This is a genomic window from Gammaproteobacteria bacterium (assembly GCA_029862005.1).
Taxonomy (GTDB): Bacteria; Pseudomonadota; Gammaproteobacteria.
In genome coordinates this window covers 247,926-272,501 of the sequence record JAOTYD010000001.1, presented here as the reverse complement: position 1 = coordinate 272,501, position 24,576 = coordinate 247,926, and the positions used below count along the sequence as shown (strand labels likewise).

The window sequence follows — 24,576 nt, the reverse complement described above, 5'->3', positions numbered from 1 at the left end:
AGGAGACGTGGATTACCTACGGCGATCGCTGGCGTCCGTCGCGTCTGGCGAGGTTTTACCATCGAAGGTCTGTGCCATGTCCTTTTCGGTGCTTTCCAGCTCCGCATCAATTATTCCGTTAATGAGTTCGACGCGATCGATCGCCGGCACTTTGGGATCGTCGCTGGCGTAATCGACGATGCGCGGTGTAATCAACACCACGATTTCGGTACTGACGACGCTCTTCGATCGATTCGAAAACAACCCGCCGATAATCGGCACATCGCCCAGCCCGGGAATTCCTTCGCGGGTATTGTTGATCTGGTTCTGGATCAGACCACCAAGAAACACGGTTTTACCGTCAGGCACCAACATGCGCGTCGACACCTGCGTGGTTGCCTTGGAAGGAATGCCGTCATCAGAGACAACGCCGGTACTGACCTCGGGGAAGATATCGAGCATGATGCGCCCGCTGCGATCGACCGTTGGCGTCACCTTCAATATGACACCCGACTCGAGAAACTCGATACTCTCGGTGGTAACATTGTTGATCGTAGTCGTGACCCTGTAACCGATTTCTGTTCCAACCACCGTCTCCGCTTCGAGCCCTTCCATTGCCAGCAGCTTCGGTGTCGAAATCGTGCGCAGACGCCCGCGCTCTTTCAATGCATTCAGCACCAGGTCGACGTTGCTGTTGGTGTATTGTGCAAACAGACCGGCTGAATTCGGATTGGCTAGCCCCTGGGTACCGAGACTGCCGGTACCATCAGAGCTGTCGAACAGCTTGGCCCAGTCGAGCCCGTAGGACTGATTGTCGGTCAGTGTGATCTCGAGGATCTTGGCCTCGATCATGATCTGTTTCGGCTCGCGATCGATTTCACCGAGCAGCATTTCCATTCTGTCGAGAAATGATGGCAAGTCTTCAATGACAATCATATCGTTATCCGCTAGCGCCTTAATATTGCCATATTCGGAGATGTATTCCTGCAAAATGGTTTCGATTTCGCTCGCGGAGGCATACTGTACCTTGAAGGCGCGCACTTCCATGCGATCACTCTGTCGCAGCTTACCGGCGTCTTCACGCTCGATAACAAAAAAGCTGTTGTTGCGCTGCTCAACCACGAAACCGGCGGATTCGGCGATCAACTTTACTGCCTCGGCGGTATCCATGTCGTAGAGATCAACCGAAACATCGCCGCTAACCCCTTCGGCGACAAAGATATTCATGCGCTGTTCGCGCGACAGCAGCTGCATGACTTCTCGGATATCGAGCTCCTGAATGGAGAGCGAAATCTTGCCTGCAAACAGGGGCGGGGAACAAATCAGCAAGGCCAGCAATCCAACCAGTCTTAGCAAACTGCAGATTGATGATACAAAGATTTCTGACGCTAATTTCATGCTATTACCAGACACCTAGTTCGATTCCCTGTCATCGATCGTGAAAGAAAACTTCTTGCCGGCGCGGGTGAATATCGCTTCCCCTTCCCTGACAGCAATCAACTTCATACCCTCTATTTTTTCACCGATGGCCAGCAGCTCACCGTCGACAACCACCATCGGCGCAGTTTCAGAAACCATGGTTGCGGTCACGCGGAGTTTCACTTCTTCGGGTGGCAATACCACTTCAGATTCAACCTGAGGCGGGGGCGCATTGACAATCTCGGGACGACTGAACGGATTATTGCGTAAGATCATTAGCGACGGTTCTGCGCTAAGTGCGGGAACAGAACAAACCAGGCATAGCGCTGGCAGCAAAAATCGCAGGCTAGGAGTCATAGTTTTGCTCCATGCGATACGATACCAGGGTCAACGACAGTTCCAGTTTCGGATTCTTGATCGCATCCCGATCGTCCGGATTGATTTCAAACTTCTTGACCACGATGTAGCCCAGTTCCTGGTTGACAATTTGCAGCCATTCGAAGAAATCATGGTAGCGTGCGTTCAGTTTCACCTCGAACAGGCGTTCCCGAAAATTCTGCACCTGTCTACCGCGGCCCGGTTGTACGCTCATCAGTTCGACGTCGGTAGCCCACGAAACCTTTTGCAGGCGTCCGATAACAAAGGATTCCATTTGCTTGACCGGCAATTGCGCCATGTCGCCGTGCAACTGATGTGATAAATCCTTTACCTCGCTATCGATTTTTTGTAACTGTTTATTGAGACTTTCATTGTTACTGACCGCCTGTTGCAGAACCTGATGGCTCGAAGACAGTTCCCGGTAAGTCTTTAACTGTGGCCATAACAAATAAGTTACCTCAACCAGTGCAACCAGCAGTACGATGCCGATCAGCATCATCGCCACGACGCGTGGTTGTGCGTTTTCAAAAAAATCCTGCATCAGCTCCTTCCCTGTCTTGCGGAGACCACAATATCGAGGCTGAAATCAACCAGCTTGACCTGGTTGACCTTGGTCTGACGCGAATTGACAATGCGCACGTTCTCGATCTCGGGCTGTTGGGTCAGGTTCAATACGAATCTCGACATGGCGACGTGATCCAGGGCCTGCCCCTGTATCGACATATTGGTCTCGATCTTCCAGGTTTCCTCTTGCTTGGCCTTTTTATCGTCAGCAATCACGATAAAGTAACCCGTATTGACCGCTTCCTGGCTATCTTCTACCGGAGTACCGGCGCGACGAAACTTCCAGTTGGTCAGCCACACTTCGGGCCCGGGCAACGACCGATCGATCATCAGGAACATTTGCTCGGCCGAAGCGCCACTGCGCAGGCCGGTCAATAAATCCAGCTGCTGCTTCAGATCGCTCTTTTGCTGATTCAGCAGTTCCAGTTCTCGACGGTTGGCGTTGGTGATTTCGCGCTGCGATTGAAAGTGCCTTATCTGCTCGTCAATATGTGCATTGGCCTCGCGCAACAGCACGAACGCAACCAAAGACACGACGGACAAAACGACAATCGCGTACCCGGTTAACCTGAACCAGCGAATAAATACCAGGCGCTTGCGAAAGTCTTCGGGGAAAAGATCTATTTCATTCATTCGCCACCAGACCCCGCAACGCGAGTCCCATTGCAATCGAAATTTCGGAGAACAAACCTTCCCAGGGCACCCGCGTGTTTTCGTTTTCATCCTGGAATACCTGGGTGAACTCGGTTTGACCGTCGGGAGCGTCGAAATCGAGCAGCGATAGCAATACCTGTTGTGCACCCGGCCACTGGGCGATGCTGCCGAGCAGGCAGATCCGGCTCACCGGAACGCCATGCGTCTCCGACGCGGTAAATACCAGTACCCGGTTAATCTCATTGATTAAGTCAAGAAAACAGGGTTTAACGATTTCGAGTAGCGTGGTCGATACATCGGTTTCTGTTTCGGCGCCAACCGCGCGTGACTGGGCCTGCTTTTCGAGGCCGTGATCAGCAATCAATGTCCGGGCCGAATCGGCCGATATATCAAGTTCGCGGGCGATACTATCGAGTAACAGTGATTCTCCGAACGGTACCGATTGGCTGAACAACAGCCTGCGCCCCGATATCACGGTCAGGTAAGACTCGTCATGATAGGTGTTGATCATCAATACGTTGTCAGCGGCGTGCCCGGTATATAATGCGCTGACGATACGTCGCAAAGCAGTCGGTGCGATATCGAGTGAATCTACTTCCAGTCCACAACTAATCAGTGTTTGTAATAACAGATCCACGGCTTCGCGCTTTGCCAACGTGGCGACAACCATATGTTCTTCGTCAGACGGGTTGGACCGCACCGGCACATAGTCGACAACATAATCATCGATCGATCCATCGATACGTTTGGCTAACATTTTTACGACTTCGCTATCAACATCGGCAACATTGGCCTTGTAGGTCAGCAGAATTATCTTGACCTCTTCCCAGGGCATCAGCGCGGCGACACGTTTACCCTTGAATTTTTTTTGCTTCAATGCCGGGGCGATTAGCGCCTTGAGTTTCCTGGGTTGTTCCAGCAGAGCCTGTCGGCTACCCGGGTAGTCAATTGAGGCCTTGGCAACGATCGAAAATAATCCATGTTGGAGTGGACGAATCTGACACATGTGAATCTGATTGGTGCCGATATCGAGCCCAATCATACCGGGACCGACAGGCTTCGCCCGAGATTCGGTCTTGCGCCTTAATTTATTTAGGATTGTCATGGACTTATATGCGGAACATTACACCGTTTATAGTCCGTTATCGGCTAAAAACCAGTTATATTGACAGGTATTTCCGCCTTTTGTGATTGCTATCTAACACACCATGCAAAGGGGGACGATGTAAACATAATCGCACTCGATTGGCCCGGTGCGGCGGCGCGAAAAGTACTTCACGAAGGCCAGGTTAATCGGATTGAGCCTACGAGTTCGAGGCTTAACCCACCGCGCGCTGTAGTTTCGGAAATAACATGTTGACGACGTTGATCAACTGGTTAGCCACTTCGACACCGACCGCTTCGCAGCCCGCGATATCGAGCCCGGTGGCATCCCAGGCGTGACGATTCGTCTCCACCAGGGCTTCATCCAGTGGTCGATCCTCGGAAAAAGCATCAGCCATTTTTGCCGCGACATGCACGATCGCCGTATCGAGCAGGTACTCGGCATCGGGATCAGGTTCCAGGTGGTTTTCGACGACTGTCACCAGGCTGTCGGGCAGATTCCAGTTTTTCATCAGCACACTCGCCACCCGGGTGTGATCAAAGCCAATCACGTCGTGTTCAACCAGGTAAAGTGCTTTGCCACTTTCTTTCGCCTCGCGCTGTGCCTGCTGCGCAAGCACGGGTATCGACTGGTAGATGATCAGATGACCGATGCCGCTCAGCAAGCCCGCGACAAACATGCGTTCACCGTCCATCAAGCTGCAGACCCCCGCCAGGTTACGCGCGGCAATTGCGCGGTAAACGCTGCGCATCCAGAATTGCCTGATGTCGAGATGCTCGCATTCGTAATCACCGAGCGCATCGGCGATCGAGGTTGCCAGCACGAGATCGCGGATTTGCTGTACCCCGAGAATCGAGACCGCGTGGTTTACCGTGTCAATTTTTGCGGCAAAGCCGAAATATGCACTATTGACGATGCGCAGCAAACGCGCCGTCAGGCCAGGATCGTAGACGATTAACTGGGCCACGTCCTGCATCGAGTAGTCGTGGCTATCGAGGATTTCCTTGAGCCGCCAGTAAATATCCGGCAACGTTATCAAGTTGGCCTGGATGGTGACCTTGTCCCATTGATCGCTCATGTGAAGGCGCTCCGCTCAAGATAATTAATCAATAGATCGGCACGGGGCGCCGTTTCATTAATTATCAGACCATTAAATACAGCCGCTAGCTGGCTGCCTTGTCAACGCTTGCCGGGAGTGTCCACAAACTCTGGGTACTGTTGAGAACGTCATTGGGATCTTGCAGCACGCTAATCACAATATTCGGTGGGGTCGGACTGGCTTCCTTGAGACTTTTCGCCCGGTACAGCGCGAGATCAGCCTGTTTGTAGAGCTGGCGGTAGCTGACTTCGAAATCGGGCGGTACACTGGCGACGCCGATACTGAGGCTTGCCTGTGCCACCAGGTCGTATTTACTCTCGGCGTTTAAAGCGCAGAAATTTTTCAATCCCCGTATCGCGATAACTTTGGGATCGAGATCGGCGAAAATCACCGCGAATTCGTCACCCCCCATACGCACCAGCGAGCCATTACTATCAATCACACTATTGAACGCCTGGCCAATATGCTGCAGGACCCGGTCGCCGCTTTCGTGCCCGCATTCATCGTTGATCAGCTTGAAATCGTCGACGTCTAGCAGCATGAAATGAATTTGATTTTGATTCTCACGACACTGCTTCAGGTATTGCTCGAATTCAAGGTCAAAATAGCGTCGATTCCAGGCACCGGTTAATGGATCGCGATTTGACAAATCCGTGATTTGCGCGTGCGCGACCACCAGGTCGAACTGGGTCTCAACGTCATGTTTGCGAAGCCTGACGTTGCGCACCACCAGCGACAGGCTGACCGCACTCGCGCCCAGCATGATGAACTGCAAGGTCCACAGGCTCTGATCGGCAAAATTAAACTGGGCATCGAGCGTCGACAGGGTGAACATGGTGTAGATCAGTAACGTAACCGCGAGCGCCTCACCGAGACCCCAGGACATCATCGGTATAACGATAAACAGCATCGCGACACTGGCAAACAGCATCGGGTGAAATACGTGCTGGTAGTGTGCCAGCAATACGAAGGCGCTGCCGGAAATCACCAGCAGCGTGATACCGAGTAAATGCAGGGCCTGGGGATCACTAACCGCACGCGCAGCGAATACCATGTTGAGCGACAACAACACCAGGATTGCGCAGGTATAGAGGTACATCGGATCGAGCACGATCCTGACATAGAGCATGGCTTCGATTAGCAGAATCACGATCGTCAGGATACTCATCGCGGCAAGCCCTTTGCGCGCCTCTTCAACCGCTTTGCGTCGCGCGAAGCGGGTCAGTTCGGGCGAATCATAGCGCGTACTCGACCACACCGAACGTAATTGTCTGGGTAGATTTATTTTCATCTTATTTTTAACCAAATCCGATATTTATATAGTTCAATCTGCCTAATTGACAATTCGATCGATTTTTAGGGCGACAACACCCACCAGCCGACCGGGTAAAAGAAACCCTCGGTAGCACCGTACTCGGCGGCCCACTGGATCTGCGCGCTGGCATCGACCTGGACGTGCATGGTGCCGAGATCGCCCCCGCCCGATTCCGCTTCCTGCAGGTCGAGGCGTCGGTTAGGTATCGTCGATCCGGTTGCGCGCACGCCCATCTGGTTTTCATTGGCGTCTCTCTCGTTCGATATTACGAACTGTGCGATGGAATCCGCCGGCACACCGAAACTCGATAAATCGGTAGTCTCCCAGCTTCCAGCCAACGTTGCCTGCCCATGTACGTTCCCGGTTTCGGTGTAAGTGCCCGGTGGTGTGCTCCAGTAGCCGAGCAGGTGGAAATCGACGACCGAGTCCGCCTCGGCATATACCTCGACGATCGACGACGCGTCGGTCCCCGCCATCAGGGTCACCATGTCTATGCCACCGCCCTGCGCTTCGTGGAGCGGGAGCAGCCGCGTCAGGCCGGAACCGGGCCGCCGCGCTCCGACCAGCCATTCGATTGAGGTGCTGGTTTGCGAGAGCGCGATCTCGGCAACCTGATTCGGGCCGACCCCGTACGCCCCAAGGTCATGTGGCTGCCAGCTTGCATTCGCGCCCGCCTTGAAAGCGTCGAAGCGCTCGACATAGCTCGCTCCCGTCCAGTAACCAAGCAGGATGAAACTGATCCGGTCGGTCCGATCGGCGTAATGTTGAATCTGGCTACTGGCATCAGTTTGCACGTGCATGGTCACTGCATCGACACCGCCACTCTCTGCCTCGTGCAACGCGAAACGCCGCTCCAGGCTCGAACCGAGCGCACGCACCCCGCCAAAATTCTCCCTGCCGGTATCAATGTTTGTTACCGCCACCTCGACCACCGCGTCGGCAGGCACACCGAAAGCGCCGAGATCGACGGTTTGCCAGGTGTCTGCGCTAGTCGCACTCCACGGCTGGTACATTTCGGTGTAGCCGGGGCCGGCAGGCGGACCGGCTACAGACTCCTGAATGTGCACGTTATCGATGTACGATTGGCGAATCGCGCTGACACCGTTGAACTCGAACTGGACGACGGTATCGGCGGCGACGAAAGGTGACAGATCGTAGCTCGCCGACTGGTATTCGGTATGGTCAAACGGACCTTCGAAGCGGTCGAGCTCGGTCCAGTCGATGCCACCGTTGGTGCTGACGCGAATGCGCATGAAATCGTCCAGCGGATAGTCCACCAGCCGGTAATCAAAGCTCAATTCCGGATTGGTCAATACCGTCAGGTCGACCGTCCGGTACATGCGCACATTCTGGCCGTCGACGCGCAATCGATGACTACCGGGATCGTCGATCAGGGGATCGGTTGCTATTTGTATCTGGCCCGCGCAGGGGCCGTCGGATTCATTGATCTCGGTCCAGGCCCAGGGGCTCCAGTCGAGCAGTCCGTCACTGCCGGTGTAATCCGATGCAGGATCGCAGGTCAGGCTGTTAAATTCGTCGAGATAGCCCGGTGGTGGCATACCCACACCGACGGCCCACTCGATCGCACGTTGCATCAGGGTTTCCCCGTCCGCGGTCAGCTGGATCGGTTCCGCATTGGTGAACGGCAGGTGTACCCGTCGCGCCGGTGCCGGGTTGCCGTCCCATCTTTGCGCGCCGTTCTCTAGGGTTACCAGCGCTGGCATCGCACCGGTGGTTTCGCCGACAATCTGCAGGTCCGGCGCCAGCGTGCCGCCAGGAATCGGCATCGTTAGACTGGTTGAGAATACGGTAACCGCACTACCTCCGAAGGGTTCGGAAATATAGTGCGACGCATCGGTGGCACTAAAAGTGCTTGCGCTCACGCTGGAGGCGGTCGAACTGGAAAAGCCAAAGTTATCCAGCTTGCCGTTGATCTCGTTAACGATGGGTGTCGGTGATCCAGTCAGCTTATCAAGCAATGCAGGACCCGAGGTAGTGCCCGACACGTAGACAACGTCAACCGCCGCGGCCGCAGCATCGAAATTGGCCTGGCTGTCGCTGTCGTCGATCAGGGTAACGCTATAACACCAGGACTCCATCAGGGACTTCATGCCAGCGTCCTTGCTGGAAAGCGTAGCCGCGTCGCCGACAACCAACAGCAGCGGCGGCGAGCTAGCGCAGCCGGCGCCAGCGGCCCACTCGATCGCTCGTTGCATGATCGTGCGCCCATCGTCGGTGAGCTGATTTATATCAAAGGTGCCACCGCCCCAGGGCAACTGGACGCGGCGTCCGGCGGCCGTGCCACCGCCCCAGAGATCGTCGCCCGTCTCTATAACGGCCAGCGAGGGCTCCCAGAGAGCTCCTGTATTGAAGCTCTGCCCCAGCGTCAGGAGACCGGGGGCCTGGTTTGAGGCCAGCATGTGCACCGACTGGTCACTCGATGTAATGGTTAGCAGACCTGATGCAAAAGGCTGGGTGATGTAGTGAGTGTTGTCGATGACGTCTATCTCGTGCCGGCTCTTGAACAGCTTGTCCTGGGAGATACCCAGCTCGTCAACTTGTTCACCTTCCTCGTTGACCACGCCGATGGTGGCGTCGCGCAGCTTGGTGCCGAGGTTCGACGAGGTGATGTCCTGCGGGATATAGGCGACGTCATTAGCGGCGGCGGCCGCATCGAAATTGGCCTGGCTGTCGGATTCGTCGATCAGGTTGACGGTATAACCCCAGGATTCGATCAACGCTTTTTTCGCGCTTTCCTGGGTGTTCAGGCTGCCAGGATTGACCACCACCAGCAGCAGATTGCCACTGCTTACCATATCGACGCCGATGCCCCAAGCGAGTGCGCGTTGCACGATCAGGCGGCCATTATGATTCAATTGATCCCAGTTGAAGTTGCTATTTGTAGCCCTGCCCAGTGGTAACGTGACCCGACGTCCGGCTGCAGGACCGCCACCGCTAGTTATTGCACCCTGATCGAGTAGCACCAGGCTGCCCACAGCATCCACATCGGCCAGGGTTTGTAGTCCCGGGGCTTCGGTGCCGGATACGGTCAGAAGTTCCATCTCGGCCGAGTAAATCGGCAAGGTTCCGGGTGCAAAAGGAGCAGTTATATAATGACTGTTATCAACTATATCGATGGTGCTACCAACCTTGGTCGCCTTGGCATCGGCAAGTTCGAGTTCATCGTTCAGATCACCCTGTTCGTTGACTATTCCGATCGATCGGCTGGTCAGTTGGGTACCCACTGTTGCGCTCGCAGCCGTTTCGGAGATATACACCAGGTCATAGTTGCTGAAGTCGATGGAGGCGATTGTATCGTCGTCCAGAATATCAACCTCGTAACCCCAGGACTCGATTATGGCTTCTTTTTCACTGTCCCTGGGGTCTGGGCTACCGAAAAAATAATTCCCGATCATCGCGATCTTGCCCGAACCCTGCGGCGGGACGCAGGCTTCGCCGCAGGCGCAGGTGTAACTGATGTTCAGGCGTGGATGATGGGTCGGATCGGCGTGATCGCTGGTATCGAAGCGCTCGCCCGAAAAGCCGGCTTGTTCGACGAGCAGTACCACGCCGAAATTTGGATAGCTGCCATTGATCCAACCCAGTACCAGGCTGCTGATATCCCACTCATATCGCTGCGGGTCCGGCGTTCCGCCAGAATCCACCAGCGTGGTGGAAACGGCATCGGGATCATAGTCACCGCCGGGATTGTTCCAGGTATTGGTGTTATCACGATTGTTCCAGGTGACTTCGCTTTCGATCCAGTCACTGGTGATGCGGTGTGCACTAACCGGTACATTCGAATCGCTACCGTCACGATGATAAAGCGACAGCGTGGCGCCCAGAATTCTGGCACCGGCCGGTATCGCGTCCAGGTTGAAGCGCAGCAGCGAACGCGTCTTATCGTTGCTGGCGGACGAAACCCAGGTTTCAGCCGCGGCGCCGTAGTTATTGTTGGGTGCCTGATCCCAGATTTCGGCGTCTTCCCCTTCCACGGCATCGGGCTGAAAATGAAGCATGGTCGGGGGATGTTGGTAGAGGGTAACATCATCACGGGTAATTGAGCGGGTTACGCCATTGGCAAGCGTCCCCACGGCTTTCAACGTGGCCGGTGAAGAGGGTGACGTACCGACGACCACTTCGAGATAGGGTGCATTTGCCGATTCAGTACTGTTGTATTCGCCAAAACTGCCCTCGCTGTTCGAATCCAGCGTGATGCCGTAATTGGGTTGTCCATTAACCCAGGCTTGTACTTGTGAAGTCAGGTTTGCGGATACCCAGACATTCGTAGTCGGCTGAGCGGGAATACTGGTTAAAACCACCTTATCCATCTTGTCACCCATCGAATTCCAGGTAGCGTCCGTGTCCAACCAGTCGGCGGTTGATGCATGAATATCGATTGGCCCTTCGGGGTGGGGATTGGTGACATAAAACCACGCTGTCGCCGACAATATCGAGGCATTTGCCGGTAATGCCGACAGGTCATAGCGTAACAACGATCGTTCACTGTCTCCGTCCTCGAACCGGGTATGTAATCCGTCATCAATCGCATTGTTGGCGCTTGGATTGCTACTACGGATCCACGCATCCTGATCCACGGGGATCGAGTAATTCGTCGTGGTACCGAGATCGGTGGTCAGGATAGTAGTGTATTGATCATTGCCGAGACTGACGTTAGTAAGGTCGGTATAGGCGCTGCAACCCTGTTGCCGGGATAGCCACAGGGCGTTATTCAACCCCGCCTGGGCGACGTATTGCGCCTGCTGCGCGTCGAGTTCGCTACCGGCGGTATTGCTTTCGAGCGCGCTCTCGGTATTCATCAGCAGCGCGATCGCCGCCACAAGCGTGATCACGACGATCACCGGCATCAGGATATAGCCGGCTTGATGTGCCAATCGGATCACAACGCACCCCCGAGCCGTACCTGGCTCTGCAGGCTCACGCTTTCGCCGGTGATCGGACTGGTGAGTTCGAGCGTGAGGTCGATGATTTCGATCGCACTACTGTTATCCACGCGCTCGACGCGAAAGCGGGTCACATTTTCGGCAATCACCGATTCGATGAAATCACGACCATCGACCGGGCCATCGGGCACGCTGATACCGTCTGTATCCCAGGGTGCCGGCATGCGTTCGACCAGAGACCCACTGCTCAGGTAAAAGACGACCGGGTCATAGGGATCGTCGAAAGTATTTCCATCCTCATCATCGTCATCGTTGCTGCCTTCATCTATTGCCCCGTCTCCATCGTCATCGACTCCGCATGTTCCAGGACAACCATCACCATTCTGGTCGCTCGCTGTATCTTCATCGACGTTATTATCACCCTCGTCATCGATACCATTGAGCGGATCCTCGTTGTAAATCGCGTTGGTTTCGTCATCATCCCACCAGAAGGAGGGGTTCTCATCGACCTGACCATCGCCATCGTCGTCGATCAGCATAATGCCGGGGAAGAAATCGTGCTGATTGTCGTTAGGCAAGTCCTCATCGATTTGCCCATCCCGATCGTCGTCGGCATCCGGGAAGCCGTCATTGTCCAGGTCGACATAAGCCGGCAGCGTCACCGCGAGCACCGCGGTCGCGAGCGTGCTATCACCGATCGGTGGCGACGGCGGCACGGTTTGCTCACGGATATTTTCCGGCCAGTTGGATGCCGGTTTATCCCGTAATGGGAGCAACAAGCGACGCGAATGGGCAACCGTGCGCAGCATGCGCTGCATCGCGAAGCGCGCATCGCGCGTCAGCTGATTGGTTTCCGAGACGGCATCCTGCGACTGCAGCGCCTGGTTGACCACGCCAGTGAGACCGAGAATAATCAGCGACGCGATCGCGAGCGCAATCATCAGTTCGACGTAGGTAAAACCGTCGCGGCTGGAGAGCAACCCTGGTGACGACCAGGTTGGTGGGAAGCTATTCAACGATCACGGTCTCCAGTGCGCGTGGACTATCTTCGATGGTTACCCGCACCCACAAAAGTCCCGCATCGATGCCGGTAAACGGATCGTCATCGGCATCGGCGTTATCGCCATCGTAGCGTGCCAGAAATACCAAGCGGCGTGACTCGGTACCCGCGCTATCGGAATAAGGTGCGGGTATCAGTACGGTCGGGTCGGCAACCAGGTCGGCCTGCGTCAGCAGTTCGCTAAACGGCAACGCCAGGGTCTGTTCCATCTTTGAGATCATTCGATACTGGTTCTGGGCGAGTTGGGTATGGATACCACTACCCTGGATGCCGCTTTGCATCGCATCCAGCGCCGGCACCAGCATAATCACGATCAGCAGGGTCGCGATCAGCAGTTCCATGTAGGAAAAACCCGCTTGCCGATGTTTCATTGCACCGTCACCCGGCCGGTTAGCGGTGCGACTGCAATATTGCGCTGATTCTGACCATTACTGAGTTCGACTATCCCGTCGAGTAACCGGTAGATGCTATCGTCAGAACCGAGCACCCATACCGGCACGCCCTCAGGATCGAAAATCAGGCTGCGTCGACGGCCGATTGTCACGTAATTGAAAATATCGCTGCTGTTGATAATCGATACGCCCGGGGCGAGGCTCATGGTATCGGCATCGAAGACGAAGCTTTGCTTGTCGACCGGATGGTACGGCACCAGCTCGGTGCTGACCGGGTCCGTGGTCAGGTCCCATTTCTTTACCGTGATGGTCTGCGTGACCTGGCTGATGGTAACGCCGTGATGTTCACCAGTGCGCAATGCTTCGCTGTGTGCAAAGCGCAACGCCTGCGCAATCTGTTCTGCGGCGAGATCGAGTTTCTGCTGATTGGTGGGAGAAGAATCGGGGATCACGACGATGGCCATGATTCCCAGAACGAGTACTACAATGGAAATTTCCAGCAGGCTGAAACCAGCCTGCTTTTGATACAGTTTAATCTTAGGATTTTGCTCGCGGTACACACTGTTGAAACCTAGCGCTGATCGTAAGTTTCCGTACCTGGGCCTGCACCATCGATGTCGGTGGTATCGTTGGCAATAAACTTGCCGACCAGGATATCGTATTTCCAGCCGCCATTGGCACCATCTCCGGGCATCACCAGGTCGCCATCGTTAACAACTACAAGCGTGGCCACGCCGGTAATCGGATTTGCAGGCAGCGTATTTTTCTTCAGGTACGGACCAAATTGGAAATTGGCATCGGCGATACTACAGGCACCACCTTCAGCATCGGTATACAGGCTGAGTTGATCAAGGAAAGCCTGTGCTCCCTGCGCACCTGCGCCACCGGTACCAGTACCATCGGTGCCCGTACAGGCCGCATCGACCGCAGTGAGTTCGCCGGGATATTCTCCGTGTTGTTGAAAATACAGGTCTATCGCCGAGCGCACGTTACCCAACGTGGTATCCAGCGACGCCAATCTGGCATCATCGGTTGATGAAGCGAATTGCGGCACCACGATTGCCGCCAGCAGCGCCAGTATGATAACCACGATCAACAGTTCGACGAGGGTAAATCCCTTCTGAATTGTGTTGCGGATTGGTTGCATTTCTCTCACCCTTTATAATTCACGTAAATCTAACTTTTTTGAGTATAGTCACGATATTTTAAATATTTGCCTGTATCGCAGAAAACCGTGATTCAATTAACATTAACTATCGCTTTTCCTCAGCCAACGACCCGCGTCAGCTTGAAAATCGGTAAAATCAGCGAACTGACAATCAAGCCCACGACACCCCCCATGATCAGCAACATCACTGGTTCAGCAAGTCGTGACAGGGTTTGCAGCTTGCTTGCTAGCTCGCCTTCAAAATAATCGGCCAGGCGGCCCATAACTTTAGGTAAATTTCCGGTTTCTTCGCCGGTACTGATCATCTGTTCCACGATCGGCGGAATGAAGCTGATGTTCTGAAAACCCGCGGCGATGCCGGCGCCGGTTTCGACCTGGTTTTCGACCTGCCCGATAAAGTCCTGGAACAAGCTGTTTTTGACGACAAACTTGCAGGCATGCAGCGAATCCATCATGCCGACGCCGTTGCCGAGCGACATGCTCAATACCCGCATCGTGTTAACCAGGTAAAGCTGGACGAATATGTGCCGTATCAGCGGGAAATTTAATTTGGCCCAGTCGAGCTTGCGGATGCCATTTTCGGTTTTGGACCAGAACTTGAAGCCACTAATCGACACCACCAGACCGATCGTCAACTCGATCCAGTGATCTTTCAACACGTTGCTGGTTGCCATCAGGTATTTGGTGGTGACCGGTAATTGATCCTGGATTTGCGAAAACAGGTCGGCGAATTTTGGAAACACCACCACCAGTACGAACACGACCACGGCTAATGCAAATACCAGCAGAAATACCGGGTATGACAACGCTGAAACCATGGTCTTGCGCAACTCTTCGCGTTTCTCATCCAGAGCCAGCAACTGTCGCAGCACTTCGTGCATGAAGCCGCCCTCCTCACTCGCCGCCACCAGGTTGGTATAGGTGGTCGAGAAGACCGCGGGATGTTTGGCCAGCGCAGTTGAGAACTGCATCCCCTGGCCGATATCTTCGATGAGTTGATCGAGTAGTTCGAGCATCGCCGGGTTGTCAACCTGCTTTTTCATGGCCTGCAGGCTCGCCTGTAGTGGAGTGCCGGTCTCCAGCAATAACGACATTTGCTCGGTGAAGAAGCGACGCTCCTTGTCACCGACCGCCTGCCTGAGCTGAAATTTTGGCACCGATGCGGGTGTCGGTGTCGATGCCTGCGCCACGATCGTGTGCTGTTTGGTGTTAATCGCCATGCTTCATCCGGGTCCCTAACTATTGACCGCGCGCCAGATTTCTTCGATCGTGGTCTGGCCTTCGCGCACGCGATCGATGCCATCGTCGAATAGCAGCTTGATCTCGTGCTGGTTCAGATAATCAGTGAGTTCATCGCGCGACGCATTGGCGATGATCAGGCGCTGCAGCTCGGGATTGGTTTCGATAATTTCGTGGATGCCCATGCGCCCTCGATAGCCGGCATCGTAGCATTCGGCACAGCCGCGGCCCTTGGACAGGCGCACCTTGCCCTGGTCCTGCCAGCCGTATTTCTCGATCATCTCGGGGCTCGCCAGAAACTCGGTCTTGCAATTGGGGCAGATCGAGCGCACCAGGCGCTGCGCGACTACGCCGATCAGGGCCGAGGACAGCAGGTAGGGTTCTACCCCCATGTCGATCATGCGTGTGACCGCGCCGATACTGTCGTTGGTGTGCAGCGTGGACAGCACCAGGTGCCCGGTCAGCGCTGCCTGCACCGCGATCTCCGCGGTTTCACGTTCGCGTATTTCACCGACCATGACTACGTCGGGGTCCTGGCGCAGCACGTGCTTGAGCATCTTGGCGAAGCTCAGGCCGATGTTTTCGCGCACCGGGTTCTGATTAACGATATCAAGCTGGTACTCGACCGGGTCCTCAATCGTGACGATATTTTTCTCGAGACTGTTGAGATAATTGATCGCCGAGTACAGGCTCGTGGTTTTACCGCTACCGGTTGGCCCGGTGACGAGGATCAGGCCGTAACTGCGATCCAGTAGGCGCTTGTAGGTGACGACATTGGGCTCTTGCATGCCGAGTTTTTCAATGTCGAGGATTGACTGGTTCTTGTCCAGTACCCGCAACACCACTTTTTCCCCGTGCAGCCCGGGCAGCGAGCTGAAACGCAGGTCGACCGAACGACCCTGGGTATGCACCTGGATGCGGCCGTCCTGTGGCATTCGACGTTCGGCGATATCGAGATTGGCCATGACTTTGAGGCGCGATACCAACGCCGGGTGCAAATCGATACGCGGCGTCATGACTTCGTAGAGCAGGCCATCGATGCGAAAGCGCACGCGGCATTTTTTTTGCGACGGTTCGATGTGGATATCGCTGACCTTGTCGTGGACCGCGCGCTGAATAATCGAGTTCACCATGTTGATGACCGGGCTGCCCGCCGCCAGCTCATCGATCCCGGTATAATCATCCGGCGGCGCGTTGTCGATAAACTCGAAATCGTCTTCGAGATCCTCGATGATTTCGGCGCCGTAGATATTATCGGATCCCGCTTCGTTAAGGGTCTTGATGATGTCGCTTTTACGCACCAGTACCGGACGGATCTTGCAGTTCAACTTCTCTTCGATTTCGCTGAAGCTGGCGATGGCCTGTGGATCCGATGTCGCCAACGTAAGCTCGCCGTGCACGAGGAACATCGGCACCACCTTGAGCCTCTGCGATACCTCGAGTTCGAGCTGATTAAATACGTCCTGATCGACCAGCCCCTGGCGCATCACGATATGGGGAATTCCCAGCTGTTCACCGAGCGCGGTCAGAAAAACGTCTTCGCTGACCCAGCCTTTGCTGACGATAATCTGGCCCAGGCGCTTGCCGCTTTTTTTCTGCAGTACGATCGCCTCTTCGACTTTCTCCTTGGATAGCAGTCCCTTGTTAACCAGCAGATCACCGATGCGTACACCCTCGCTGCTGGTCGTTTTAGGCCTGGCCACCTCGGTTTTATCGATATTGAAACTGTTGACGATATCGATGACCTGGTCCAGACCGGTGACCAGGAATATGTCTCGTATCAGCGGCTTGGCATTGGTAACTTTCAACCAGCCACCGGCCCTGACCAGGTCCTGGCGCAGGTCAAACAGGATTTCGAGGGCTTTGCTATTAACCAGGGATACGCTCACCATGTCGATGATCAACTGCACTTCCTGGCTGGCGATGCTTTCGTCGACCGCAGCACTTAATGCGTCGAGCAATTCGGGATCAGTCAGATTTCCGCGCGGGAACAGGTGAGTCATCGCCCCGACGCGGTTTTTAGTGACCGTTCCCGGGCTTAAGCCGTCTTCAATGCTGACTACATTCGCATCGGACACGATTAGCTACGCCGACTTCGATTTCGTGCTTGGCAGACTGGACAAGATTTCGGCGAGCGGAGCGGGCTTGCCAAGACCATAACCCTGACCATAATCGACGCCGATTTCGACAAGCTTTTGCCTGATCGCATCGTTTTCAACAAATTCGGCGACGGTTTGCAACTGCATTGCATGCCCCACCTGGTTGATCGCCGCGACCATGCTTTCGCTGACCAGGTCCGTGACGATGTCGGTGACAAAGCCACCGTCGATTTTAAGGTAACTGACCTTCAGGTTTTTGAGGTAGGCAAAAGAGCTCAGACCGGTACCAAAATCATCGAGCGAAAATTGACAGCCATAGGTGCTTACCTGGTCGATAAAGAGGCGGGCATCGTCGATATTGGCGATCGCGGCAGATTCGGTAATTTCGAAGCAGATATCATTTGCGTCCAGCTCATGTTGCTCGAGTTTATTGCCGATGAAAGCAGCGAAACTGACCGGGTCGTTCAGCGACTGTCCCGACAGGTTAATCGAGACCTGGCACCTCTGTCCGGATTCCTGGATATGATCGGCTAGCTCACTGAAGGTCTTGTCGATTACCCAGTAATCAATACTCGACATCAGATAAAAGTTTTCCGCGGCGGGCAGAAACTTTCCCGGTGGAATCACACTGCCATCACTATCCTGCATGCGCAGTAGAATTTCGTAATGCGGTATAGCGGATTTAGTCGCCAAAGGCTTGATTAATTGCGCATACAGCATGAAGTGGTCATTACGTAACGCTGACTGAATTTGTCCAACCCAGCGGATTTGCTCCTTACGTTCCATCAAATCACCGTCTTCAAGATCGAGCACATGAATGGTGTTTCGGCCGCGTTCCTTGCTCACGTTACGTGCGGTTTCGGCAGCGTTCATGAGGCTGGTCACCGATTGCGCCTCGGGGGTGATCGGGGCAATTCCGATACTAACGCTGATATCGTGTGACTTGCCCTCCCATTCGAAATCAATGGCAGAAACCGCGTGCGAAATTTTTTTCATGACTATTTGTGCCGTCGGCAGGTCACAGTTTTCCAGCAACACGCCGAACTTGTCGCTACCGATACGCGCCACCACGTCGCGCGAACGCACCATGCTGGCGAGTTTCTGTCCAACCTTTTTGATCAGCAGATCACCCACATCACGTCCGCTGATATCGTTTACCACCGCCATGCGATCAATATCTACATTGGCAATGGCATGATTAAAATCGGTACCCTTGGATTCTTTCAACAAATCCTTGATGATGAGTTCAAAGCTGTTGCTGTTTTCGAGTCCAGTCAGTGGATCGAAATGGGACTGGGCGATCTTGGAGGCTTTTTTCGACATCACGTCGAGCAGGTTGCGATCGCTATTGGAGAAATCAACACTGAAATTCTGGCTTGCGATTGCAAGTAGCCCTATAACCTGGCTTTCAGCGTTGACGATCGGACTAACCACGTGCTTGTACGGCGTATTCTGTGTGAAATTATACTGTATTGCATCATCGACATGATTGATGACGAGGGATTGCTGCCCCGATTCGAGTAACGGGTAGACCGAGTCACGCAGATAGTCAAACAGTTTGTCCGACTCGAACAACGGATTATCGTTCTTGTATTTATGCATCGCGATATTCTTGCCTGCGATGTAGAGGAAAATAATATCGACATTGAGGAAGCGAGATGTATTCAGCACCAGTTGTCGCAACAGTTCCCGTCCATGGTATATATTGATCGCCTGGTCCTCGGCCTTGTAGATCAGATTGAGTTCTTCGTAACGCCGGGTGAGCTCGTCGGTCATATGGTTGAGCTCGTCTTCCTTGCTGGCCAGTGCCATGCTCTGTTCATAATCGGCGAGTAAAAAATCATTCAGCAGGCCGATGTTTTCGTTAGCGGCTACCGCTTGTACTGTTTTATCGGTAGCCCCGAGATACAGGCACAGAGTCAGGGCTACTTCGCCATGCTGATTTCGCAGGTTCGCCAGCTCCAGGTTGGAGTCATCTTCTAGCGATGTCAGTGCATTATCACTGTCGCCGTTGCGAAATATTTTCAATTGTGGTGCTACCACATCGAGGTCGAGCGTATTGCTACTGTCCTGCCAGACGAAACTACCCTCATAATCAAATACGATCATGCCCTCGACTGCGGGATCAAAACCCTTCAGCAAGGCGAGATAATTATCGAAATGTACGCTGTTACCGGTCGCCGCCTGCATCAGGACACTCTCCAGCTATCGGTCGTCGAATTAAAGTAGCCATCAATCTTTTCCAGCAGGTTGCGAATGCTGACCGGTTTTTCGAGAAACGATAAGTTGTGGATATTGCGTGACCACTCGCGGTGCTCGATTTCAGTGCGCGAGGTCAACACGAAAATCAGGAAATTGCGCTCAGGCATATCCTGCACGATGTGTTGGCATAATTCCTCGCCGGTCATCAGCGGCATCTGGATATCGGTAATCAGGATATCGGGATGTTCCTGTTCGAGCCGGGTCAGAGCTTCCTTGCCGTTGGCACAGGTTTCCACCGCGTAGCCCTCTTTCTCGAGCGAGAGTTTCAGCACCCGCAGCACATGCGGCTCATCGTCTGCAATTAATATTTTCTTCATGACGCGGCGGCATCCATAATCTGTGTCGAAACCTTCTCCAGCTGTATAACAAAGCGACTGCCCTTACCGAGCTCGCTGCTACAGGTCAGATCACCGTGGTGCATCAATACGATCTGACGCGCCAACGACAGACCCAGGCCGTGCCCGGTCTGCTTCCTTATATTGTCGTCCGTGGAACGGAAAAATTTATTAAATATCTGTTTTACATCGCTCTCGGCAATACCATAACCCTCGTCGCTGACCACGATTTCGATGTTGTCTTCATTTTCACTGGCGCTCAGGCTGACCTTACCACCGGGTTTACTGTACTTGATCGCATTGGTCAGCAGGTTATTGACCGCGATTCGGAATAAGTCCTTATCGATATAAACCATGCCCATTTCACGTGGAATATCGAGGTCGAACTCAATATCTTTGACACCTCTGGCCTTGGCGATATTGTTAAACGCATCCTCGAGAAACTCGTGCAAGCGCACGTGATTACGCTGCGCGACGACTCCACCGAGTTCGTACTGGTTGATTGCGAGCAGGTTGTTGATCAACGTCGACAACCGTTCGACCTCGTCATGAATCACGTTCACCGCCTCGATGCGGTACTCTTCATTGTCGGAGCCCTCGGTCAACAACGACTCGCTGTACATCGACAGCACGTTGAGCGGTGTTTTTAATTCATGGGATATATGCGAAATAAATTCGGTCTGGCGCTGACGCATTTCGTGGCTCTCGGATACATCGCGGATAACCACCAGGCGACCCAGTATCTTGCTTTCATTTTTGGGCGTGAACAATGGGTAGACGCTGAACTGCAGTGATTTTTCACTGTTACCATCCAGCCTGACCCGAACCGTATCCTGGTTAGCCTGGAGGTTCGATTTGACGTCACCAAAAGTCAGCAACGGGATGATTTGCGGATCGTCGCACCAATCGCGGATTTTCTTGCCGAGCATCGCTTCGGCCTCGACACCGAGCAAGCGTTCAATTTTACCATTGGCATAGCTGACTTCGCCGGCTTCGTCGATGACCATGATGGCGTCCGGAAAATTCTGCAAGATTGCGTCGACACGATTATTCTTGTAGGTCAGTAGTTTGCTCGACATTGTCAAATCGTCGTGCTCCTGGCTTAACACTTCGATCCGGGTTTGGGTGGCATCGATATAGCTGCTGACCTGTTCCATAAAATCGTTCAGTGCCTCGCTGGGTGGCACTTCGATCTGGGTTAAACCCCCTTGCTCGGCTAAACTTTCAAAGCGCTCACTGATTTCTTTAAGCGGTTTGATTTCGCGACGCAGCATGAAGTAAAAGAATGGTACCAGCAGGAATATCGGCAACATCACCGATGCCAGGAACGGCATTTCGTGGTAGCTGAATTTCAATCCGGGTCGGAGATAGCCGAGTCTGACGAATCCCATGTGCAAACCGTCGTCAAACACCGGTGCATGCGACTCGATGAATTCTCGCTGGTTGCCGGCGCCGACTATAGTCAGAACCCGCTGCCCCAGCCAGCTGGTGGGCTCATTGACAATTTTGCCTTCAGGAAGGATGACACCGGAGCGCGTCACTTCGACCGCCACTTTACTCTCGGTGTCAACCACTGCAGCATAGGCAAAATCAGGATTGCTTTGCCCCTGCTTTAACACCGCCAGTATGCCTTTCCTGCCTGCCTCTGGTACCAGCTCATTCCACGACATACCGCTCAACAATCGCACCAGCTCGAGGCCCTGGGCGCGTGCCAGATCTTCTCGGTTACTGCGTTGATAATCGAACAGAAGATATACCGTCGCAACCATGACCAACAGGGTCGCGATTATCATGGTCAAACCAAAACGTTGGTTAATCTGCATAAATTATTTCTGTTTATCAATAGGATCAGGCTATTGATTTTGGTTTAGGCCCGGGCGCCACTGCGAGCTGTAACAACTCTATATAGAGTTATCGGTCATATTGAAGATTAGTTTAGATTTGCCCGAATTCAATCAAACACTTAGGGATATGTGACAGGTTAGACACCCGGGTTCCATGGTATCTCTAAGGCCCGTCAACCCGGCAGACTTTACCCCGTCATACTGCACTGTGAATCGTCATACCCCGGCAAAGAGTTGTCATACCGCGGCTTGACCGCGGTATGACAGTCGGGAGCCGCGGGATGACAATAAAGGCTGCGCGATGCCCGCTAAGGCCGCGGGATGACAATGGTGGTTAGAGCGAGTGAGCGGCGGTGCACATATTTTTGAGCTTGGCCATGGCGAGTTCGCGGCCGAGCAGGCCGAGGCCACAGTCGGGAGCCGCAATCAGGCGCTCTGCATCGATATGATGCAGCGCCTGGGACAGACGTTGGCGAATATCGTCGACGTCTTCGACCTGGCTTTTCGCAATCGCGACCACGCCGAAAATTACTGTGGTCGTCGGCAAGTGTTCGAGCAGCGACAAATCATTATGCCGATGCGCGTCTTCGAACGAAACCGCGTCGATACTCGAGTACTCGATCGCGTCGGCGATTTGCAGATACGAATCAGGATCGGCCTTGGGGTAGTCATCGCGGTCGAGCTTGTCCGGATAGCCACAGCACATGTGCACGGTACGCTGCACACTCTTCGGACAACCGTGAAACGCGCGCTCGAGGTTTTCGAAACCATAGTCGAGCGCAGCCTCAGGTTTGCGCGCAAACAGCGGCTCGTCGATCTGGATATGGATACAACCGGCAGCGGCCAGCGCAAGTACCTCGACATTCAGGGCATCGGCTATATCGCGCCCTAGCGCTTTCGGATCGTGGTAATAATCATCATGATTGGTATCGGAGATCGTCATCGGACCCGGCATCGTGATCTTGACCGGCCGCTTGCAGTTGGCCTGCGCGCGTTGCCAGTCCGCTACCAGGAATTGATCGCGTATCGAGACCGGGCCGTTGATGGTGGGTAAAGCGGCTTCGTAGGTACCGCCGCGCACTTCCTTGCGCGTCAGGTGCACGAAGTCGAACCCGAGCAGATGACGACAATGGTAGTGGATGTAGTTCTCACGCGATATTTCACCATCGGTCGGGATGTCGATGCCACATTCGACTTGATCATCGATCGCCTGCGCCACGCCGCGCGCAATGATGTCCGGTGCATCCGGTCCGAGATCAAGCATCGCTTTTTCCCAGAGCGCGGTCGGGTCAGCTGTATCGGGCCCGTCGGGGTGATTAAACCAGTCCGGCAACCTGACAAAATCGGGCTTGGGATAGGCCCCGATACAGGTGGTTGTTATCGCCATGAGCAAGCAACTCCTTACACGTTGTCTGGTTAATCTGCTGGTTAAGCGAGTCGGCTTTGAAACCGGGATTACCGTAGGCGATATATTACCAATTAACCTGCCCGAAGCCTAAATATCGAAACAATCTATGTTCCTTACAAAATTTAACCTGTTTTTAACATATGCGGATTAGGGTAGAGTATGCACCTGAGGTCTCCGGCTGGAGCAACCGGGTATAAATCCGGGCTCCCCGGAGTAGTTGCAATCTAAAAGAACAAATCGGGGACGCCTTGGTTCCGACAATAACAATCGAAGGAGATATGAAATGCTAAAAAAATTGATCAAGAAAACTTCACTCGCTGCTTGTGTGGCGGGTGTTTCGTTGCTGGCGATGAGTCACTCGGTACTCGCGGTCGATCTGACAGTCTACACGGCAGTCGAGGCAGAAGATCTGACGCGCTATGCCGAGACTTTTAATAAGGATCACCCGGATATCAATATTAAATGGGTTCGGGATTCGACCGGTATCGTCACCGCCAAGTTGCTCGCGGAGAAAAACAATCCACAGGCCGATGTGGTCTGGGGCCTGGCTGCGACCTCATTGTTGCTACTGAAGAGCGAAGGCATGCTCGAACCTTACAAACCCAAGGGTGTTGAAAAGCTGGATAAAAAGTTTGTTGACAAGGGAGCAGTGCCATCGTGGGTCGGAATGGACGCCTGGGTGGCGGCGGTTTGTTACAACACCGTGGAGGCGGCCAAGCATAATCTGGAGCCGCCGAAAACCTGGACCGACCTGCTCAAACCGATGTACAAGGGGCACCTGATCATGCCGAACCCAAACTCCTCGGGCACCGGATTCCTCGACGTATCCAGCTGGCTGCAAATGTTCGGCAAGGAACAGGGTGGTTGGGATTACATGGATCGTTTACACAAGAATATCGCGCGCTACACCCATTCCGGCTCCAAGCCCTGCAAGCTAGCCGCCGCTGGCGAAATTCCAATCGGAATTTCCTTCGCTTTCCGCGGTGCCAAGTCCAAGGCCCAGGGTGCACCGATCGAAATCATCGTACCTGCCGAGGGCGTAGGCTGGGACATGGAAGCAACCGCGATCATCGCTGGAACCGATAAACTCGAGGCTGCGAAGACCCTGGTCGACTGGTCAATCACGCGCAAGGCTAATGAAATGTACAACACCGGTTACGCCGTGGTTGCCATGCCGGGTGTTGCCAAACCTGTTGAACATTTTCCGACCAACCTACTGGAAAAAATGATCCCCAACGATTTTGAATTCGCCGCGAACAATCGCAAGGCTATTCTGGCCAAGTGGCTGGAACGCTACGATACAAAATCCGAGGCCAAGTAAATAACGGCAATTGTTGGATTACGGCCTGACC

At 54.0% G+C, this 24,576-nt stretch carries 19 protein-coding genes; 1 reads left to right on the top strand and 18 read right to left on the bottom strand.

Annotated features, from left to right (window positions below; translation table 11 throughout):
* Positions 1 to 12: 12 nt before the first annotated feature.
* From OES20_01270 to OES20_01185, 18 genes are all read right to left on the bottom strand, one after another.
* On the bottom strand, positions 13 to 1,377 hold the full coding sequence (locus tag OES20_01270; protein ID MDH3633311.1) for a hypothetical protein: 1,365 nt from the start codon (positions 1,375 to 1,377) through the stop codon (positions 13 to 15).
* A gap of 15 nt (positions 1,378 to 1,392) precedes the next feature.
* Positions 1,393 to 1,755, bottom strand: coding sequence for a hypothetical protein (locus tag OES20_01265; GenBank protein ID MDH3633310.1), 363 nt, complete (start codon positions 1,753 to 1,755; stop codon positions 1,393 to 1,395).
* Positions 1,745 to 2,317, bottom strand: a complete 573-nt coding sequence (gene pilO, locus OES20_01260) for a type 4a pilus biogenesis protein PilO (GenBank protein MDH3633309.1) — start codon at positions 2,315 to 2,317, stop codon at positions 1,745 to 1,747. The genes OES20_01265 and pilO overlap by 11 nt, the downstream gene beginning before the upstream one ends.
* Complete coding sequence (locus OES20_01255; GenBank protein MDH3633308.1) at positions 2,317 to 2,973, bottom strand: PilN domain-containing protein; 657 nt, start codon at positions 2,971 to 2,973, stop codon at positions 2,317 to 2,319. Before OES20_01255 ends, pilO begins: the two co-directional genes overlap by 1 nt.
* Positions 2,966 to 4,099, bottom strand: a complete 1,134-nt coding sequence (gene pilM / locus OES20_01250) for a pilus assembly protein PilM (GenBank protein ID MDH3633307.1) — start codon at positions 4,097 to 4,099, stop codon at positions 2,966 to 2,968. Before pilM ends, OES20_01255 begins: the two co-directional genes overlap by 8 nt.
* A 214-nt stretch (positions 4,100 to 4,313) precedes the next feature.
* On the bottom strand, positions 4,314 to 5,177 hold the full coding sequence (locus tag OES20_01245) for an HDOD domain-containing protein (protein ID MDH3633306.1): 864 nt from the start codon (positions 5,175 to 5,177) through the stop codon (positions 4,314 to 4,316).
* Between the two features lie 85 nt (positions 5,178 to 5,262).
* Entirely contained in the window at positions 5,263 to 6,489 is a 1,227-nt protein-coding gene (locus tag OES20_01240; GenBank protein MDH3633305.1) for a GGDEF domain-containing protein, read from the bottom strand.
* Between the two features lie 65 nt (positions 6,490 to 6,554).
* Positions 6,555 to 11,408, bottom strand: a complete 4,854-nt coding sequence (locus OES20_01235) for a DNRLRE domain-containing protein (GenBank protein MDH3633304.1) — start codon at positions 11,406 to 11,408, stop codon at positions 6,555 to 6,557.
* Between the two features lie 5 nt (positions 11,409 to 11,413).
* The gene (locus OES20_01230; GenBank protein MDH3633303.1) at positions 11,414 to 12,433 is read right to left on the bottom strand and encodes a prepilin-type N-terminal cleavage/methylation domain-containing protein; all 1,020 of its coding nucleotides are present in this window, start codon (positions 12,431 to 12,433) and stop codon (positions 11,414 to 11,416) included.
* On the bottom strand, positions 12,426 to 12,848 hold the full coding sequence (locus OES20_01225) for a hypothetical protein (protein MDH3633302.1): 423 nt from the start codon (positions 12,846 to 12,848) through the stop codon (positions 12,426 to 12,428). The genes OES20_01230 and OES20_01225 overlap by 8 nt, the downstream gene beginning before the upstream one ends.
* Positions 12,845 to 13,429 (bottom strand): prepilin-type N-terminal cleavage/methylation domain-containing protein, encoded by a 585-nt coding sequence (locus OES20_01220; GenBank protein MDH3633301.1) that lies wholly within the window; start codon positions 13,427 to 13,429, stop codon positions 12,845 to 12,847. Before OES20_01220 ends, OES20_01225 begins: the two co-directional genes overlap by 4 nt.
* An 11-nt stretch (positions 13,430 to 13,440) precedes the next feature.
* Positions 13,441 to 14,016 carry a type II secretion system GspH family protein gene (locus OES20_01215; GenBank protein MDH3633300.1) on the bottom strand — a complete coding sequence of 192 codons (576 nt, stop codon included), beginning with the start codon at positions 14,014 to 14,016 and terminating at the stop codon, positions 13,441 to 13,443.
* 119 nt (positions 14,017 to 14,135) lie between these two features.
* Positions 14,136 to 15,257, bottom strand: coding sequence for a type II secretion system F family protein (locus OES20_01210; GenBank protein ID MDH3633299.1), 1,122 nt, complete (start codon positions 15,255 to 15,257; stop codon positions 14,136 to 14,138).
* 15 nt (positions 15,258 to 15,272) lie between these two features.
* Positions 15,273 to 17,354, bottom strand: coding sequence for an ATPase, T2SS/T4P/T4SS family (locus OES20_01205; protein MDH3633298.1), 2,082 nt, complete (start codon positions 17,352 to 17,354; stop codon positions 15,273 to 15,275).
* A 6-nt stretch (positions 17,355 to 17,360) separates the two neighbouring features.
* Positions 17,361 to 19,565, bottom strand: coding sequence for an EAL domain-containing protein (locus OES20_01200; GenBank protein ID MDH3633297.1), 2,205 nt, complete (start codon positions 19,563 to 19,565; stop codon positions 17,361 to 17,363).
* Entirely contained in the window at positions 19,565 to 19,954 is a 390-nt protein-coding gene (locus tag OES20_01195) for a response regulator (GenBank protein ID MDH3633296.1), read from the bottom strand. The genes OES20_01200 and OES20_01195 overlap by 1 nt, the downstream gene beginning before the upstream one ends.
* Positions 19,951 to 21,795 (bottom strand): PAS domain-containing sensor histidine kinase, encoded by a 1,845-nt coding sequence (locus OES20_01190; GenBank protein MDH3633295.1) that lies wholly within the window; start codon positions 21,793 to 21,795, stop codon positions 19,951 to 19,953. The genes OES20_01195 and OES20_01190 overlap by 4 nt, the downstream gene beginning before the upstream one ends.
* A 355-nt stretch (positions 21,796 to 22,150) precedes the next feature.
* On the bottom strand, positions 22,151 to 23,203 hold the full coding sequence (locus OES20_01185) for a cobalamin-independent methionine synthase II family protein (GenBank protein MDH3633294.1): 1,053 nt from the start codon (positions 23,201 to 23,203) through the stop codon (positions 22,151 to 22,153).
* A gap of 304 nt (positions 23,204 to 23,507) precedes the next feature.
* On the opposite strand from OES20_01185, the gene OES20_01180 reads away from it, so the two are divergent.
* A complete protein-coding gene (locus OES20_01180; GenBank protein ID MDH3633293.1) occupies positions 23,508 to 24,545 on the top strand; it encodes a putative 2-aminoethylphosphonate ABC transporter substrate-binding protein in 1,038 nt (345 codons plus the stop codon).
* Positions 24,546 to 24,576 lie beyond the last annotated feature (31 nt).